This is a genomic window from Streptomyces sp. NBC_01298 (assembly GCF_035978755.1).
Taxonomy (GTDB): Bacteria; Actinomycetota; Actinomycetes; order Streptomycetales; family Streptomycetaceae; genus Streptomyces.
Genome location: NZ_CP108414.1, coordinates 8,301,991 through 8,319,572, shown reverse-complemented (window position 1 = coordinate 8,319,572; position 17,582 = coordinate 8,301,991). Strand labels below are relative to the sequence as shown.

Below are 17,582 nucleotides of genomic sequence, written 5' to 3'. Positions count from 1 at the left end.
GCACGCATGCGCGCCACTGAGGGCAACCAGGACTATCCCTTCGCTGTCACGAACACGGCCGCGGCGCTGCTGGACGGTGCCGGGACGGTCGTCGCCTGGACACCGGCCGCGGAAGCCCTCCTGGAGCGCCGGTCCACGGAGGTGTGCGGTCGGCCGGCCCGGGACCTCCTCGCGAACCCGGGCAGCTGGGAAGCGGTTCTGGCGCAGGGCGGGCAGCGGGAGCAGGCGGGACGGGAGGGGTGGGAGGGCCGTGCCACCCTGCGGCACGGCTCCGGGCGCACCCTGGAGATCGAGTTCCGCGTCGTCCCGCTGGTCGGCGGGGAGGGCGGGGACACGGCCCGCCGCCTCGTGCTCGCCTCGCCCCTGGAACAGGCCGCCCGATGGCGGCAGGACCACGCCTTCACGCACGAACTGTTCCTCCAGAGCCGAGTGGGCCTCGCCCTCTTCGACGCGGACCTGCGCCTGCTCCGGACGAACACGCACCTGCTGCCCTACACCGGAGTGCCCGTCGACCTGTACGGCCGGCGCCTGGGCGACTTCCTGTGGGCCGAGGACGCGCGGATCGTCGAGGACCGGCTGCGCGGGGTCCTGCGCAGCGGGAACCCCCTGATCGGTTTCAACACGACCGCGCGCACCCTGGACGACCCCCGGGGCGGCCGGGTCGTGACCATCCAGGCGTTCCGGCTGCAGGCACCCGACGGACGGACGATGGGCGTGGCGGCGGTGTTCACCGACGTGACCGACCACGAGCGCTCGCGCGGGCGCCTGGACCTGCTGTACCGGGCGACCGGGGCCCTGGGCGGCTCGCTGTCCGTCCTGCGCACCGTCGAGGACCTGGTCGGCATCCTGGCGCCCGCCTTCGGCGACTGCGCCGCGGTGGATCTCTCGGAGACCGTTCTGACCGGCGGTGAACCGGCCGCCGACGGGCATCCCGCGCAGCCGCTGATCCGGATGGCCGTGGCGGGAGCCGAATCGGACGTGCTGCGTACGGCCACGGTCCATTTCGCGGCTCCTCCCGCGGCGGCCGGTCCGGCCGCGCCCGCCGCGCGGGAGTGCCGGGGGGAGCTGATCACCGGCTTCGGAAACCGCGCCACCGAACCCCAGCCCGAGCTCCAACCCGGGCCCGAGGACGACGCCGCGCCGGAGTGGGCCATTGCCGTGCCGGGTGCGCATTCGGCGATGACGGCGCCGCTGAGCGCGCGGGGCATCGGGTTCGGCAGGATCACCATCTGGCGCACGGGGGAAGCTCCCCCGCTGGACGAGGACGACCTCGCGCTCCTGGAGGAGATCGCGGCCCGTGCGGCCGTGGCCGTGGACAACGCCAGGCGGTACACCAAGGAGCGCCGTACCGCCGTGGGCCTGCAGCGCAGCCTGCTGCCCCCGGCCACCGCGGAGACGCCCGCGCTGGAGGCCGCCGGCCTCTACCTGCCCGCCGACGCGGACAGCGGAGTGGGTGGCGACTGGTTCGACGTCATCCCCCTGTCCTCGGCCCGTGTCGCCCTGGTGGTCGGGGACGTCACCGGTCACGGGCTGCACGCCACGGCCATGATGGGTCGCCTGCGCAGCGCCGTACGCGCGATGGCTGACCTGGAGCTGGAGCCCGAGGAACTGCTGGCGCACGTGGACGACATGGTCCTGCAGGTCGTCGCCGAGGCCGACAGCGAAGACGCGGACGAGGGCGACGCGGGCACGCTGCTGCGCATCGGACCGGCCGGCGCCACCTGCCTGTACGCCGTCTACGACCCGGTCACCGGAAGGTGCGTGATGGCGAGCGCCGGGCATCCGCCTCCGGCCGTGGTCAGCCCGGACGGAACCGTGGAGTACGTCGAGCTGAGCCCCGGCCCGCCCCTGGGCGTCGGTGGCTGGCCCTTCGAGCCGGTCGAACGCGATCTGCCGCCGGGAAGCGTCCTCGCCCTGTACACCGACGGCCTCATCGAACGCGGAGAGGGCGACGTCGACGAGGGAATGCGCGACCTGGCGGATCGCCTGTTGCGTACGGACGTACTCGGCCGGCCGCTGCGCCGGGCCCGGCACGACATCGTGGAGGGGCTGCCGCCGGGCCGCCTGAGGGACGACGTCACGCTCCTGCTGGCCCGTACCCGCATGGTGGGCGAAGACTCCCTCGCGACGTGGGTGCTCGAGGCCGATCCCGCGATCGTCGGCGAGGCGCGCGGTCTCGTCCTGGATCAGCTGACCGCCTGGGACCTCGACGAGCTCGCCTTCAGCACGGAGCTCATCGTCAGCGAACTGGTCACCAACGCCATCCGCCACGCCGGCGGCCCGGTGCGGCTCCGGCTGATCCGGGCCGACACCCTGACCTGCGAGGTCTCGGACTCCAGCAACACGCAGCCGAGGATGCGGCGCGCGAGGAACCACGAGGAGGGCGGTCGCGGCCTGTACATCGTCGCCCAGCTCTCGCACCGCTGGGGCAGCCGCTACACCGTGGAGGGCAAGACCGTCTGGTCCGAGCAGAACCTGCCCCCGCCCTGACGGCTCCGCGGTCTGCGAGCCGGGTCAGAACAGGCCCGACCGGCTCAGCGGGAATCCGTCGCGTCATCCTCGGCCGGGCCGGGGGCCGCCGTGCTGTCGGCGGCCCGGCCGGCGGCGCGTTCCGCGCGGAGTTCTTCGCCGACCTCGTAGGCCCGGCCCGGGTCGTAGACGGTGACCGAAGTGGCAGGGCTGTACATCGCGTGTGCCCGGGGCGTGTACCGATAGCCTTCGACGCCGCGCTGGGCGGCTATGCCGTCGACCTCGCCGACCGGTACCTGCCACACCTTCGCGGTGTGGGACGGGGCCCACCACGCGTCCGGACGCACGAAGTCTCGCTTGACCTCCGTCTGATGCTCCACCGCCACCTGGACCTGGCCGAGTTGTTCGGTCAACCAGTCGGTCAGCGCCTGTGCGTCGACCCGGGAGAACGCCGCGGACGTGATCGGTTCGCACTCCACCGTCTCGCTGCCGATATGCAACACCACCTTGATCGACTTGCGCTGCCCCAGACTCAGTCGCTCGATGACGACGACTCGCTGCAGATCAGCCATCGTCATGGTCGACGAACGCAGAAAACGGGCGATCACGACCTGGGCCGGAGCTCCCAGGGGGCGGAACTCGACCCACCGCACCATCAGGGCGACCGTGGCGAACACCATGGCCACGGCGAGCACGATCACCGCGACCACCGTGAGCGCCAGTAGGACCCAGAAAATGCCCCAGGCGAGCGAGCTCCCCGAGATCACGGCGGCCGCCAGAGCACCTAGCAGAAGCGGGGCTGCGACCACCGGCGGGACCATGATGCTCCCGCCGAGCGCGACAGCCAGCTCGCGGGTCCGGCTGGGCACGAACAGCAGCCGCCATCCGGCCGACACGGGTGACACAACTTCCGCGAGCGGGCCGGGATGCCGAGTTTTCATGCCTCAAAGGTAGGCCCCCGCAAAGGAGTTGGTAAGGCCACCGCGAGCCTTGCCTTCTCGGGGATGGAACCACAGGCACGGGTCGACGACCGAGGATGACGTGCGGCACGCACGCGACGCGATCCGGCGCGCGTCCGTCGGCGCCTGACGCGGATCCCGTGACCAGGGCGGAGCCGGGCGGGGCGGGCTCGGGCGGGGCGGGAAGCCGAATAGGTCCGCCAGCGCGCCGTGCCTCCGTTCGGTGGATACCCTGACAATTGTGATCGAGTCTGGACCATCGTGGCGCCGTAGGCGCCCAGGCCCGGGAAGGCTTGTGCGGCTGTCGCCGGTCGTCCTGACCGTCGTCATCGCCGCCCTGGCCTACACGACTCCGCCGGACATGGCCTTCAGCCGCCTCCTCCCCGCGGCGCCGGCCCTGGCCGCCGCCATGTGGCCGGTCCTCCCCACGGTCCTGCTCGGGACGGCCTGTCTCCTTCTGATGATCGGCCTCAGCCTCGTCTTCCCCGATCTGGGAACCTGGTGGACGGCCTCGGGAATCATCGCGGTCACCGTGGCGGCGGCGTACGGAAGCCACGTCCGGCTCCAGCGGGAGCGCACCCTCTTCCAGGTGCGGCTCGTCGCCGACGCCGCGCAGCAGGTGGTGCTGAGCCCCATGCCGCACCGCCTGGGCACCATCGAGATCGAGTCCCTGTACCTCGCGGCCGCGGCGGAGGCCAGCATCGGCGGGGATTTCTACGAGGTGGTCGACACGCCCTACGGGATCAGACTGCTCATCGGTGACGTGCGGGGCAAGGGCCTGCCGGCCGTGGGGGCGGCCGCGACGATCGTCAACGCCTTCCGGGAGGCGGCGTACGGTGAGACCGACCTGGTCGACGTCGCCCGCAGGCTGGACGCCAGCAGCACCCGGTACAACGCCGCCTTTCCCCCGGAGGGGGCGATGGAGCGCTTCGCCACGGCCCTCCTCGTCCAGATCCCGCACGAGGGCGGGCGGATCGGCATCCTGAACTGCGGACACCCCCCGCCGATGCTCCTGCACCGCGGAAGGCTCCGCGTCCTGGAGTCCGCGGATCCCTCGCCGCTGATCAGCCTCGCGGAGCTCGTCGGCGATCACTACACCGTGGACAGCTACGATTTCGCACCCGGCGACCTGCTGCTGCTCTATACCGACGGGATCGCCGAGGCCCGCGCCCGCGACGGCGAGTTCTTCCCCCTGGCGAGCTGGATGCTCCGGCAGCCGACGACACCGCCCCGCGAGCTGCTCGCGGCCCTCCACCGCGATCTTCTGCGCTACAGGCGAGGACGCCTCGACGACGACGTCGCCGCCCTCGCGGTACGCCGGAGCGTGACCTGAGCCCGACCGCTCCGTGCTCCGGCAGCGCTCAGTGCTCCGGCAGCGGCTGCTCGGACCAGATGATCTTCCCGGTGGGCGTGTACCGGGTGCCCCATCGGCCGCCGATCTGGGCCACGAGGAAGAGCCCGCGACCCCCTTCGTCGGTGGTCGCGGCGTACCGCAGGTGGGGTGCGGTACTGCTTCCGTCGGAGACTTCGCAGGTCAGCAGCCGGCCGTCGTTCAGCAGCCGGACGCGGACCGGTGCGCTGCCGTGCCGGATGGCGTTCGTGACCAGCTCGCTCAGTACGAGTTCGGTGCCGAAGGCGAGCTCGGACAGGCCCCATTCGTCGAGCTTCTCCACGGCGCGGGCCCGCACGCCCCCCACGGCCGTCGGCTCGAACGGCACCTCCCAGTCGGCGATGCGGTCCGCGCCCAGCGCGTGCGTCTGCGCGATGAGGACGGCCACGTCGTCCCGCGGGCGCACCGGCATCAGCTCCTTCAGGACCGCGCGGCAGGTCTCGTGGGGCCCCGGGCCCGCGTGCGAGAGGGCCGAGCGGAGCAGCTCCAGGCCCTCGTCGATGTCGCGGCCCGGGTCCTCGATCAGGCCGTCGGTGTAGAGCACCAGCTGCGAGCCCTCGCTCAGGTCCAGCTCCGCCGACTCGAAGGGGAACCCGCCGAGCCCCAGCGGTGCGCCCGGGGGCAGGTCGGGCATCTCCGCCGTTCCGTCGGGACGCACCACGAAGGGCGGTACGTGCCCCGCGCGGGCCATCGTGCACCGCTGGGTCACCGGGTCGTACACGGCGTACAGGCAGGTCGCCCCGATCAGTTCGCCGTCGGTGACGCCGCCCTCCCCGCTCTGGTCGATGTACTGGACGAGGTCGTCGAGGCGCGCCAGCAGTTCGTCGGGGGGAAGGTCCAGGGACGAGAAGTTGATCACGGCCGTACGCAGCTGCCCCATGGTCGCCGCGGCGCGCAGTCCGTGGCCGACGACGTCGCCCACGACCAGGGCGACCCGGCTGCCGGGCAGCGGGATCACGTCGAACCAGTCGCCGCCGACCCCGGAGTGGGCGGGCAGGTAGTAGTGCGCCACCTCCACGGCGCTCTGCTCGGGCAGCTCCCGGGGCAGCAGGCTGTGCTGGAGCGTCACGGCCAGGGCGTGCTCGCGGGTGTAGCGGCGGGCGTTGTCGATGGTGACGCCCGCCCGTGCCACGAGCTCCTCGGCGAGCGAGAGGTCGTCTTCGTTGAAGGGTTCGGGCTTGCGCGAGCGCCAGAAGTTGGCCACGCCGAGGGTGACCCCGCGGGCCGTGAGGGGGGCGGTGATCAGGGAGTGGATCCCGAAGTCGACGATCTCCCGGGCCCGGCGCGGGTCCTGGGCGTGCCAGCCGGGCGCGTCGGCCAGGTCGGCCACCACCTCGGCCCGGCCGCTGGCGAAGCCGCGGGCCTGCGGTGTGGAGGGCAGGAAGTCGATCAGCCTGCCGCGCGGATAGAGGGGCGAGTCGTCGCGGATGCCGCTGACCCCGGTACGGCGCAGGTCCGAGTCCGGGGCGGGCTCGTCCCCGTGGAGCACGGTCTCGGCCAGGTCCACGGTGGCGAAGTCGGCGAAGCGCGGTACGGCGACGTCGGCGAGCTCCTGGGCCGTCCGCTCCACGTCGAGGGTGGTGCCGATGCCGGTGCCGGCGTCGTACAGCAGCTTCAGCCGTCTGTGGGCCGCGTCGGCCCGTGCGCTGAGCACGCGCAACTCGGTGGAGTCACGGATGGTGACGGCCGCGCCCTCGGGTCCGCCGCCGGTCCGGGTCGGCCGCTGGCTGATCACCAGCAGCCGGTCCCCGGCCTCGTGCACCTCGTCGGTGGCCTCCCGACCGGACAGCAGGAGCTCGGACACCTGCCGGTCGAGGCCGGGCAGGTCCCGGATGAGGGCCCCCTCGGCACCGGGGGAAAGCCGCAGGAGCCGCTTCGCCTCGTCGTTCGCGAGCAGCAGCCGCCCCGTGCCGTCGGTGATCAGCACCCCCTCGCGGACGGAGTGCAGCACCGCGTCGTGGTGCTCGTACATCCGGGTCATCTCCAGGGGGCCCAGGCCGTGGGTCTGGCGCCGGAGGCGTCTGCTGATCAGTGCCGCTCCCCCGGTGGCCAGGGCGAGGCCGGTCGCGGCGACACCGAGGATCACGGGGAGCTGCCGGTCCACCGCTCCGGTGAGGTTCTTGACGGTGAGGCCGGCCGACACCAGTGCCACGACCCGTCCGTCGCCGGAGAACACCGGCACCACGGCCTGGATCTCGTTGCCCAGCGGACCGTCGACGCTCTCCGTGTACACGTGACCGGCGAGCGAGGGCGCGATCGTCCCCACGAACCGCTTGCCGATGCGGTCCGGCAGGGGGTGGGTGTAGCGGATCCCCTCGGTGTCCATCACCACGATGAAGTCCACCCCGGTGGCCTTGCGCGTCGACTCGGCGAGGGGCTGGAGGATCGCGGAGGGGTCGGGTGAGCGCAGGGCCTCCTGCAGCCCGAGCGAGCGCGCGAAGGTCTCCGCGACGGCCACGGACCGGCTGCGGGCCTCGCGGTCGATGTCGTGGCGCGACTGGAGCACCAGCGCCAGCACGGCACCGGCGGCGAGCAGCACCACGACCGCCACCTGCAGGACGAAGACCTGCCGGGCGACGCTTCGCGGGCGATTGCCGCTCAGTGACCGCACCGACGTCCCCGGTACGGGTTACAAGGAGAGGTCACAAACCAGTTGTAGCACTGCCGACCGTCCGTCGTGGGTAAGAAGGCCGTGCCGGGCGAGGTACCCGCCCGCCCTCGGCCGCCGAGCGGGAGGTCACCGCCCTGTGCGGCCCCGTATGACCCCGTACGACCCGCGGCGGGCCCGTGTCAGGTACCGGAACCGCCGTCGGGCCCGGGCGGCAGCACCGCGGCCAGCCTGCGCCGCAGGTGGGCGCGTTCCGGCTCGGTGCCGGCCAGGTCGAGCGCTTCCCGGTAGGCCGCCGCGGCCTCGGGCAGCCGGCCGAGCCGGTGCAGCAGGTCCCCGCGGGCCGCCGGATAGGGGCGGTGCCCGCGCAGCTGCTGCTCGCCGGCGAGGCCGTCGAGCAGGGTCAGCCCGGCCTGCGGGCCGTCGCGCATGGCCACCGCCACCGCCCGGTTCAGCGCGACGACGGGGGACGGAGCGAGCGCGAGCAGGACGTCGTAGAGCGCGACGACCTGCGGCCAGTCGGTGCCGGCGAGGTCGGCGGCCTCGTCGTGCAGGGCGGCGATGGCGGCCTGCACCCCGTACGGGCCGGGTGGGCCGCCGGTCAGCGCGGAAACCACCAGGCCCCGGCCCTCCTCGATCATCGACCGGTCCCAGCGGCCGCGGTCCTGGTCGTCGAGCAGCACGGGCTCGCCGTCCGGGCCGGTACGGGCATCGCGCCTGGCGTGGATCAGGAGCATCAGGGCGAGCAGGCCGTCGACCTCCCGCTCGGCGGGCAGCAGCCGGCGCAGGATCCGCGCCAGCCGGATGGCCTCCTCGGCCAGGTCGAGCCGTTGCAGCAGCGGGCCCGAGCTGGCGGCGTACCCCTCGGTGAAGACCGAGTAGACGACCTGGAGCACTCCGGGCAGGCGCTCGGGCAACTCGTCGGAGCCGGGTACCCGGAAGGGGATGCGCGCCTCGTGGATCTTCCTCTTGGCCCGTACGATCCGCTGCGCCATCGTCGCGGGCGGCACCAGGAAGGCGCGCGCCACCTCGGGCGTCGTGAGACCGGCCAGGCAGCGCAGGGTCAGCGCCGTGCGGTCCTCGGCCGCGAGCGCGGGGTGGGCGCACGTGAAGAACATCTGCAGGCGCTCGTCGGGCAGCCCGCCGTCGGCGTCCGCGGGCGGGGCCGGGTCGGCCCGCTCCGCCTCCACCTGGAGGATGGCGAGCCGGGCGGCGTACGCCTGGTCCCGGCGCAGGCGGTCGACGGCCTTGCGCCGGGCCGTGGTGAGCAGCCAGGCGCCGGGCCTGGAGGGAACCCCCTCGACGGGCCAGTGCACCAGAGCCGCCTCGACGGCCTCCGAGGTGACCTCTTCGGCCAGGTCGAGGTCGCCGAAGCGGCGGACGAGGGAGGCGAGGAGCCGGCCGCGCTCCTCCCGGAACACCGCCTCCACGGAGGACCTGGCGGAAGACCGGTCGACGGACCCGTCGGACGGGTCGCGCCCGGCGATCCCCTCGTCACCGATGTCCTCGTCCGCGGTCCCCTCGTCCCCGGTTCCCTCGTCCCTCACCGTCAGACCCCGAAATCGGCGATCGGACGGACCACGACCGACCCGCTGCCGCGCGCGCCGGGGCAGCGGGCGGCCCAGTCGAGCGCGACGTCCAGGTCCGGTACGTCGATGACGTAGAAGCCGCCGAGGACCTCGCGGCTCTCGGCGAACGGCCCGTCGGTGACGGCCCGGGTGCCGTCCTGGCCGACCCGCACCGTCGTGGCGGTGACCAGGTCCGCGAGCGACTCCCCGGACACCCAGATCCCGGCCTCCCTGACCTCCTTGTCGTAGACCATCCAGTCCTCGACCGTGCACTCGGCGGCCCCGCCGTCCTCGGCGATCGCACCAGCGTTGATCAGCAGCATGTACTTCATGGTCCGGCTCCTCCCAGGCCCTGTCGGGCCTGTCATCTCCTCGTGCGGCGGGGTGGCCGCACACCATGACGACGAACGGGACGGGGGCGGATCGACACCGCTCCCAAGATATTTTCTCCCGGGCGGCGGCGCCGTCCCGGGGACTCAGGGGAGGAACGTCACCGCCGGGAAGGCCGGGGACGGTCCGTCGAGCAGGTGCCCCGGACGGTGGCGCAGGTGCCCGTCGAAGAACGCGAGCGGATAGGCCTGCTGGATCCGCACCGCCTGTACGGGATCCAGGGTGCCGATCTCGCCCTGGAGCTGCTCCGCGGTCCACCCGTACAGCTTCGCCACTTGCGGGAACAGCGCCTCGTTGTCCCCGTAGGAGATGTGCACGGCTCCCTCGGCCCGAAGGTCCAGCCGCCGGCCCCGCAGGAGCGACCAGAACGCGGCGACCGCGGGGTGCGTGGCCCGGCTGAAGTCCGCGGACATCATCATGAACGGCCGGTCCAGGTCGCCGGCCAGCGGCGGGTTCATCTCCATCGGGGCGTCGAGGCTCAGCCCGGCCCGGATGCGCTCGTCCGCGAGCGTCGCGCAGGCGGTGGCCGTCCCGCCCTTCGACCAGCCGAAGGCGCCGATGCGCCGCGGGTCGAGCGAGCCGAGCAGCCCGGCCGGCAGCTTCTTGTGGTCGACGTCCGGATTGCACCCCGCGGCGATCCGCTCGACGCAGTCGAGGACGAACCGCAGGTCGGCGGCGTAGTCCCCGGGCAGCGTCGGCCCCCGCCGGTCGCGGAGCGGGACGGCGACGCGGCCGTCGGGGAACTCGGTGTACGTGTCGTACTGGTGCGCGATCGTCACGGCCGCGTATCCGCGGCTGGCGAACTCCTGGACCATGACGGTGTGGTCGCCCTGGTGACTGCGCGCACCGTGCGAGAACACGACGACGGGCAGCCGGCGGCCCGACCGGAGCACCGGAGCGCCCACGTGGCCGGCCGTGAGCGGCCCCAGGGAGGCCAGGTCGCTGAACCCGACGTCGTCGAGGAACGCCCGGAACGCCCCGGCCGGCATCCAGGGCGCCACCGGGTACCGCGTGACGTCCCGGGCCGGGTACCAGACGGTGGCCATCAGCTCGCGGAACGTGCCGGGCCCCGCGATCGCGTCCGGGCGTGACCGGTCGACGAGGTGCAGCTGGACCGCGCCCACGGGATGCGGCCCGGTCGGCGCGGGCAGCGTGAGCCGCTTCGGGTCATCGGCGGCGGGCCCTGCCGGGTGGGCCCACACGGGGCCGGCGGCGACCAGCGGTACGGCGGCGCCGACGGCCAGCGCGGCTCCCAGCACGCGGCGGCGCGTCATGCCCTCGCGGGGGATGAACGGTGTGGTGTTCATGGGCGTGGACATGGGATCGATCATGGGCGTGGTCATGGTCCCCTCCTGTGGTGACGCATCGTCAACCATGCCGCGACGGGCGGTCCGTGGGCACAGGGGAACGCTGTCACGTGCCCTCCGGGGCGGCATCGGCTCACCGATGTACAACGCGCGGGGGCGTAGATCCACGGGTTTACGCCCGGTGGCCGATGCGTCCGGCGATGCCGTCCGGTAGCCGGGCCAGGCGAGTCCGCGTCCGTTCAGCGCCAGAGGACCCCGGGCGGGCGCACCGCGGCGCACACGGGCATCCCGCAGCGGTCCGTCAGGCGTAGCTCCGTTTCCGCCGCGCCCCGTTCGAGGACCCGCGGCGGGAGGTCGTCGAGCAGCAGCTTGGCCCGGCGGAACATCGTGAACGCCCCGCCGTCCGGCAGTTCCCCCCACGTCAGGTACAGGAACCGGCCCCCGCGTCGCCCGTGGACGTGAGGTCCGCGGAAGTCCCGGCTCCCGTCCGGTGAGGCGACCACCTCCACGGGGAACTCCCAGACCGCCTCCGCGGCGTCCCCGGGAACGATTCCTTCGGGCTCGCGCCCGCGCTGCACGGCGACATGGACGTCCCGGTATCCGCCGCATTCACGACCGGGGAGATCTCGACCGACGATGCGGAGCAGGAGTGATGGCATGCGTTCCACCCTGCCACGCACCCGCCACCCACCCGCTCCCCGCCCGGCGACCTGAGAGGAGGTCCCGGAACACCTGCGAGGAGCGCGGATTCTGCCCGCACTGCCACACGCCGTGCGGGCAGAAGTCCGTGATGCTGTGGTAGAGCGGCCTGGTCTCCTTGATCCATTCCAGCATGCGCCGCACGTACTCGGGGTTGTCTCCGTGCCGGAACAGACCCCACTCGGGGTACGAGGTCTCCTTGCCGTGCGCCCTGGCGAAATCGACCTGGTGCCGCAGCCCGTAGGGCTGGGTGACCTGCTCGTCGAAGGTCCGGCCGGGTTCCTGGTCGTACGAGTCCATTCCGACGACATCGACCACGTCGTCACCCGGGTAGCAGCGGGTCCACGCGATCGCGTCCCCGCCGCGGTTGGGGGCGAAGTCGAAACGGAAGTCCTGCCCCTTGACGGAGCGCATGGCGGCCACGATGCGCCGCCAGTACTTCTTCCAGTTCTCGGGGTCGGGCTTGCACCGGTGGGTGTAGTCGAAGCCGTTCATCTCCCAGCCGAGCACGATCACCGTGTCCGGCACGTCGAGGTCGACCAGGCGCTCGGCCAGCCGCCGGAAGTGGTGGTCGTACGTGCCCCGCGCGCCGGTGCGGATCAGCTCGGCGACCCGGGCGTCGGGGAAGCGGGCCTCGTTGCGCTCCTGCATGGGCACGTTCAGCACGAACAGCCGGTCGGCTCTCGCGTTGCGCCACCGCGCCCAGCTCCGCAGGGAATCGGGCGCCCCCTCGATGTTCGCCCAGGTGTCGCCCGGCAGATAGGTGTGCCCGGCACGCAGCTCCGTACCCCCGAGCCAGCGCGAGAGCCCCCGCATCCGCTCGACGCCCGGCGATCCGTAGTGCAGGTAGGCCCCCACCGCGACCTCGCTCCCGGCATGTGCGCCGGAGTCCTGCCGCGACGGCGTCGGGCCGCCCCGGGCGCCCCCGGTCAGGAGCAGGCCGACGGCGACCGTGGTCGCGCAGACGCCCGCAAGCAAGCCGCCCCGACGGGCCATGACACCTCCACAAGCCGCGCGCACCGATGTCTCTGCCAGCGACGTTAGGCGTCTCATCCGATGTCCGGCCCGCCCGGTGTCCCGATGCTGGGCCATTCGCGGCAGGCACCCGGCCTCGCTTGACCCGACCAGGTGAAACCCCACCGGCGCGCCGGCCCGATCCAGGACGCGGGCCCGCGACGGCGGCGAGGCACTGCGCGGGCGCGCGATGACCCGCGCCCGGTGCGGAGCCCCCCGGCTGCACCACGGGGCCGGTCCGGGCCGGTCCGGGCCGGTCCGGCTGTAGCGTGGCCGGATGATCTCCGGTGACACCCTCCTCGCGCGGCTGCGGGAGCTGGCCGCCCGCGTCCCGTTCGACCTCGCGGTACAACCCGGCGTCGAGGCCGCCGACTTCGACCGCTGGCCCGTCCCGGTACCGGCCGAGGCCCGCGAACTGCTGGGCCGGCTCGGCGGCTTCGCCGTGCCGCCGGTGGAATTCGCCCTGACCGGCCACCCCCGCCAGGCCGGCGACCACGGCCTGCCGCACCCCCACTGGCTGGTCACCGACGACGGGGGCGGCGGCGTCACCTGGGTAGACATCGAGGCCGACGGCCGGTGGGGCCAGGTCCTGATGCAGTACCGCGAGGGCGGCCTCCACGTCGAGGCCGACTCGCTGCCGCACTGGCTCGACCGGCTCATCGCCGCGGCGGAGGAACTGGTCGAGGAGACCGGCTTCGAGGAGGGCGTCCAGCAGTACGCCGACTATTTCTGGGACCTCTTGCGGCTGGACGGCCCCGAACTGCCCCTGCACCCCGCGGCCGAGCTGCGCGGCAGTGCGGACCCGGTGGTCGCGCACCTCGCCGCCCGGGTGCCGGACGGCGCGCTGATCGCCGACCTCCGCGGAGTCCTGCCGGGCAGCCGCGCCCGCTTCGACCGGTCGCTCAGGCGATACCGCCTGGACCGGGCCGTCGGCGCCCCCGTGTTCGCCGCGGTTCCCGCCGAGGGCTGACCAGGAGCCGGTACGGACCCGGTCGCCCGGAACGGGACCGGCAGGTCCGCCGGGTCCGACGGTGGCGTCCGGGGATGGGCACTGCGCCGACTCGGCGACGTGTCACGGCCGCACACCGAAGGACACCACCTGACGGCCGAGTCCGGCATACGGTCGAGTGACCGGCCGACCCCTGCCGCCGGCGCCGGAACAGGAGCAGCCCATGCCCATGCGCCTCTACGCCCAGACCCCAGCACGGCGGAACCGGCAGATCCTCGCGGACCTGTTCGCCGTCCTGCTGATCGCCGCCGCGGTGACGTTCGCCCTGACCGTCCGCGGCGCGATCATGCGGCTGGCCGAACCGGGACGGAAGGTCGAAAGTTCCGGCCAAGGCCTGGCCAACGCCCTCACCGAAGCCGGGGACACCGCCTCCGGCGTGCCGCTCGTCGGCGACCTGCTGAGGAAGCCGTTCCGGTCCGCGGCCGACGCCGGCGTCGGACTCGCCGACGCGGGACGGTCGCTGCAGGACGTCGTCAGCCAGGTGGCCAATCTGGCGACGCTCGCCCTGATCGTCCTTCCCGTGGCCTTCGTCCTGCTGCTGTGGCTTCCCTTGCGCGTGCGCTGGATCCGCCGCAGCGCCACCATCCGGGACCTCCTCGACGCACCCGGAGGCGCCGACCTGCTCGCCCTGCGCGCCCTCACCGGACCGCCGCGCGCCCTCTCCACGATCCCCGCCCCCGCGGGCGGCCTCGCCGACGCCTGGCGCCGCGGCGACCCGCGGGTCATCGCCGATCTGTCCGAGATCGCCCTCAAGCGGGCGGGCCTGAAGCCCTGACGGGCGCGGCGGGGAAGAGGACGGGGCCGGGAGGTGCGGGCGGACCCGGCAGAAAATGCCTCGACACCCATCGCGTCGATCGGTGATCCTTCGCGGGATGACGAGAATCGACGACATACCTCCCGCGTGGGACGAGCGCACCCAGCTCACCACGTTCCTCGACTACGCACGGGGCACCGCCCTCGCCAAGTGCGAAGGCGTCTCCGCCGAGAACGCCCGCAAGGCGCTCCTGCCCGGCTCACCGCTGATGACCCTGAGCGGACTGATCAACCACCTGCGCTGGGTCGAGTACTACTGGTTCCAGGTGATCTTCCTCGGTGAGGAGGACCACGGCCCCTGGACCGACGAAGATCCCGACCGCGAGATGCGGATCGCCGTCGACTTCCCGCTGGCGCAGCTCCTCGACGCATACGCCGAACAGAGCGCCCGGTACCGCGAACTGGTCGCCGCGGCGCCCCTGGACCAGCGGGCCGAGACCGTCCGCAAGGGCCTGCGCGTCGACCTGCGCTGGATCCTCCTGCACCTCACCGAGGAGACGGCCCGCCACAACGGCCACTTGGACATCCTGCGCGAGATGCTCGACGGCACGACCGGCCCCTAGACGCGCGGACCGGCCGTGCGGACGGGTTCGTCCGGCCAATAGCCAATGGCCAATGGCCAACGCCTACCGGCTACCGGCTACCGGCTACCGGCTGAGCGACCTGAGCGCCGCCGCGTCGTACGGCTCGAGCTCGTCGAAGCGGTCGCCCAGGACCTTCGCCGCCCACTGGGGGTCCTGGAGCAGCGCCCGGCCGATGGCGACCATGTCGAACTCCTCCCGCTCCATGCGGTCCAGGAGGTTGTCGATGTCGCCGAGCGCCGCGCCTTCGCCGGCGAAGGCGCGCAGGAAGTCGCCGTCGAGGCCGACCGAGCCGACGGTGATGGTCGGCCGGCCGGTGAGCTTCTTGGTCCAGCCCGCCAGGTTCAGGTCCGAGCCCTCGAACTCCGGGATCCAGTAGCGCCGGGTGGAGGCGTGGAACGCGTCCACGCCGGCCGCCGTCAGCGGGGCCAGGATCGCTTCCAGCTCCTCCGGCGTCTGCGCGAGCCGCCCGTCGTAGGCCTCCTGCTTCCACTGGGAGAAGCGGAAGATCACCGGGAAGTCGGCCGCGACGCGCTCGCGTACCGCGGCGACGACCTCCGCGGCGAACTTCGTACGGGCCACCGCGTCGCCGCCGTAGGCGTCGGTGCGGCGGTTGGTGCGCTCCCACAGGAACTGGTCGATCAGGTAGCCGTGGGCGCCGTGCAGTTCGACACCGTCGAAGCCGATCCGCTCCGCCTCCGCCGCCGCGTCCGCGAAGGCGCCGATGACGTCGTCGAGGTCGGCGCGGGTCATCGCCTTGCCGGTCCCCTCGGTGCCGTCGACGCGGATGCCCGAGGGCCCCACGGCGGGGGCCTCGGCGTACGGTGCCTCGCCCTGCTTGCGCACCATGCCTATGTGCCACAGCTGGGGCACGATGGTGCCGCCCGATTCGTGCACGGCCTCGGCGACCTTCGCCCACCCCGCCAGCTGGTCCTCGCCGTGGAACCGCGGCACCCGGTCGTTCTGCCCGGCGGAGTCGTGACCGACGTAAGTGCCCTCGGTGACGATCAGGCCGACACCCGCCGCGGCCCGGCTGGCGTAGTACGCCCGCACGTCCTCACCGGGCACGCCGCCGGGGGAGAACATCCGCGTCATCGGCGCCATCGCGATGCGGTTGGGGACGGTCAGGCCGTTCAGTTCGATGGGCCGGGACAGGATCTCGGCCGCGCGGGAGGCGGTGGACGTGGTGACGGTCATGCGGGTCCTCCGGATTGAGCTGCGGCTCGCCGGATGACGACGAGAAGTGCATAGTACACACGCTATGTATCATGCATATTGCAGCGTCCGCGACAATGGGACGTCGCAAGGAGCGGGGAGGCGCGGTGCTGGAGAAACTGGAGCGGGAGCTGATGCTGCTCGCGCGGCACCAGGTGCTGGCCCGGCGCGATCGCGACGCCGAACGCCTGGAGCGGTCGGCGTACCTGCTGCTCAGCCGGATCGACACACAAGGCCCCATGTCCATCGGGCAGTTGTCGGACGCTTTCGGGCTCGACACCTCGACCGTGAACCGCCAGACGGCCGCGCTGCTGCGCTGCGGACTGGCCGAGCGCGTCCCCGATCCGGACGGCGGCATGGCCCGCAAGCTCCGCATCACGGACGAAGGCGGGCGCCGGCTCATCGAAGACCGCGAGGTCAACCAGTCCTGCCTGGCCCGGGTGGTCGCCGACTGGTCCCCCGAGGAAGTGCGGCAGCTGGAGGACGCCCTCGTCCGCCTCAACCGCAGCGCCGAGGCCCTCGAAGGACGACCCTGGCCGCGCACCGAGGAAGGCGGCCCCCACCCGGCGTGCCACCCGCGGCCCCCGCGCAGCGCCCCGGCCCCGCAGGCACCGGCACCTTAAGGCCCCGCGGGCGCATGCCGAGGGTCCCGCAGGGCACTCGCGGGGCATGACCGACATCCCCCGCAGCGCAGCGCGCCCAGAGCGCCATCCCACCGCGGCCCTAGGGATGCGCACCCGCTCCGAGCTGCGACGTACCGCCGTCCGCGTCTGGACCGACAACCTCGCCGATCACGCGGCCGCCCTCACCTATTACTCCGTACTGGCGCTCCTGCCCGCGCTCGTCATCGCGGTGTCCCTGGTGGGGTTGCTGGGCGGAGCGACGCGGGACCGGTTGATCACCGACCTCACCTCGTACGCACCGCCCCAGTCCGCGCAGGTGCTGCGCGACGCGCTCGGCGGCCTCGGCGCCGAGCACTCTTCGATCTGGGCCCTGGTCATCAGCGGCGGAGTGAGCGCCCTCTGGTCGGCGTGCAGTTACCTCGCGGTGTTCCGCCGCGCCCTGCACGCGATGCACAAGGTGCCGGACACGCGGCCCGCGCTCCGGGCCGCCCACACCCTGATCATGAATGCCGTGCTGCTGCTCGTCCTGCTCCTCGTCGGCGCCGTGGGGCTGGTGGTGTCCGGACCGCTGGCCCGCTGGCTCGCCCACACCACGGGCGGGGCCAGCGCCGAGGGGATCGCGCTCCTGCGCTGGCCCGTCCTCCTGTCCGTCGTCACCCTGCTGGTCCTGATGCTCTTCCGGACCGGACCGGCCCAGAGCCGGGGCACCCGCCGGGGCCTGCCCGGAGGCGTACTGGCGGCCCTGCTCTGGCTGGCCGCCTCGGCACTCTTCACCCTCTACACGGAGCTGGACACGTACGGCCGGGTGTACGGGTCGCTCGCCGGCATCGTGGTCTTCGTGATCTGGCTCTGGTTCGCGAACCTGGCCCTGCTCGCGGGAGCCCAGTTCAACGCCGAGCGGGCGAGGGAGGCCCCCACGGCGGGGGCCTGACCCCGG

15 protein-coding genes are annotated in these 17,582 nt (G+C 73.0%); 7 read left to right on the top strand and 8 right to left on the bottom strand.

Annotated features, from left to right (window positions below):
- The first annotated feature begins 6 nt into the window (after positions 1 to 6).
- The gene (locus OG730_RS38070; protein WP_327308561.1) at positions 7 to 2,490 is read left to right on the top strand and encodes a SpoIIE family protein phosphatase; all 2,484 of its coding nucleotides are present in this window, start codon (positions 7 to 9) and stop codon (positions 2,488 to 2,490) included.
- Positions 2,491 to 2,534: 44 nt separating this feature from the next.
- Here the strand turns inward: OG730_RS38070 and OG730_RS38065 are convergent, their stop codons facing one another.
- Complete coding sequence (locus tag OG730_RS38065) at positions 2,535 to 3,365, bottom strand: hypothetical protein (protein ID WP_327308560.1); 831 nt, start codon at positions 3,363 to 3,365, stop codon at positions 2,535 to 2,537.
- Positions 3,366 to 3,723: 358 nt separating this feature from the next.
- Here OG730_RS38065 and OG730_RS38060 point away from each other — a divergent pair, with 358 nt between their 5' ends.
- Positions 3,724 to 4,761 carry a PP2C family protein-serine/threonine phosphatase gene (locus tag OG730_RS38060; RefSeq protein WP_327308559.1) on the top strand — a complete coding sequence of 346 codons (1,038 nt, stop codon included), beginning with the start codon at positions 3,724 to 3,726 and terminating at the stop codon, positions 4,759 to 4,761.
- A 28-nt stretch (positions 4,762 to 4,789) separates the two neighbouring features.
- On the opposite strand, the gene OG730_RS38055 is transcribed toward OG730_RS38060, so the two are convergent.
- The 6 genes from OG730_RS38055 to OG730_RS38030 form a co-directional block, all read right to left on the bottom strand.
- The gene (locus OG730_RS38055; protein ID WP_327308558.1) at positions 4,790 to 7,429 is read right to left on the bottom strand and encodes a SpoIIE family protein phosphatase; all 2,640 of its coding nucleotides are present in this window, start codon (positions 7,427 to 7,429) and stop codon (positions 4,790 to 4,792) included.
- 179 nt (positions 7,430 to 7,608) lie between these two features.
- Entirely contained in the window at positions 7,609 to 8,913 is a 1,305-nt protein-coding gene (locus tag OG730_RS38050; RefSeq protein WP_327309580.1) for an RNA polymerase sigma factor, read from the bottom strand.
- A gap of 62 nt (positions 8,914 to 8,975) precedes the next feature.
- Positions 8,976 to 9,326: a YciI family protein gene (locus OG730_RS38045; RefSeq protein WP_327308557.1), complete on the bottom strand. Its 351-nt coding sequence runs from the start codon at positions 9,324 to 9,326 to the stop codon at positions 8,976 to 8,978.
- 144 nt (positions 9,327 to 9,470) lie between these two features.
- Positions 9,471 to 10,727, bottom strand: coding sequence for an alpha/beta hydrolase family protein (locus tag OG730_RS38040; protein ID WP_327308556.1), 1,257 nt, complete (start codon positions 10,725 to 10,727; stop codon positions 9,471 to 9,473).
- Between the two features lie 203 nt (positions 10,728 to 10,930).
- A complete protein-coding gene (locus tag OG730_RS38035) occupies positions 10,931 to 11,350 on the bottom strand; it encodes a DUF5990 family protein (protein WP_327308555.1) in 420 nt (139 codons plus the stop codon).
- A complete protein-coding gene (locus OG730_RS38030) occupies positions 11,301 to 12,386 on the bottom strand; it encodes a glycosyl hydrolase (protein ID WP_327308554.1) in 1,086 nt (361 codons plus the stop codon). The genes OG730_RS38035 and OG730_RS38030 overlap by 50 nt, the downstream gene beginning before the upstream one ends.
- 295 nt (positions 12,387 to 12,681) lie before the next feature.
- On the opposite strand from OG730_RS38030, the gene OG730_RS38025 reads away from it, so the two are divergent.
- From OG730_RS38025 to OG730_RS38015, 3 genes are all read left to right on the top strand, one after another.
- Positions 12,682 to 13,374 (top strand): hypothetical protein, encoded by a 693-nt coding sequence (locus tag OG730_RS38025; protein ID WP_327308553.1) that lies wholly within the window; start codon positions 12,682 to 12,684, stop codon positions 13,372 to 13,374.
- A gap of 202 nt (positions 13,375 to 13,576) precedes the next feature.
- Entirely contained in the window at positions 13,577 to 14,188 is a 612-nt protein-coding gene (locus tag OG730_RS38020; RefSeq protein ID WP_327308552.1) for a hypothetical protein, read from the top strand.
- A gap of 97 nt (positions 14,189 to 14,285) precedes the next feature.
- Positions 14,286 to 14,789 carry a DinB family protein gene (locus OG730_RS38015; protein ID WP_327308551.1) on the top strand — a complete coding sequence of 168 codons (504 nt, stop codon included), beginning with the start codon at positions 14,286 to 14,288 and terminating at the stop codon, positions 14,787 to 14,789.
- Positions 14,790 to 14,873: 84 nt separating this feature from the next.
- Here OG730_RS38015 and OG730_RS38010 read toward each other — a convergent pair whose 3' ends face one another.
- Complete coding sequence (locus OG730_RS38010) at positions 14,874 to 16,004, bottom strand: NADH:flavin oxidoreductase (RefSeq protein WP_327308550.1); 1,131 nt, start codon at positions 16,002 to 16,004, stop codon at positions 14,874 to 14,876.
- 95 nt (positions 16,005 to 16,099) lie between these two features.
- Here OG730_RS38010 and OG730_RS38005 point away from each other — a divergent pair, with 95 nt between their 5' ends.
- Both OG730_RS38005 and OG730_RS38000 read left to right on the top strand, forming a co-directional pair.
- Complete coding sequence (locus OG730_RS38005; protein WP_327308549.1) at positions 16,100 to 16,645, top strand: MarR family winged helix-turn-helix transcriptional regulator; 546 nt, start codon at positions 16,100 to 16,102, stop codon at positions 16,643 to 16,645.
- Positions 16,646 to 16,691: 46 nt separating this feature from the next.
- On the top strand, positions 16,692 to 17,576 hold the full coding sequence (locus tag OG730_RS38000) for a YihY/virulence factor BrkB family protein (protein ID WP_327308548.1): 885 nt from the start codon (positions 16,692 to 16,694) through the stop codon (positions 17,574 to 17,576).
- Positions 17,577 to 17,582: the final 6 nt, after the last annotated feature.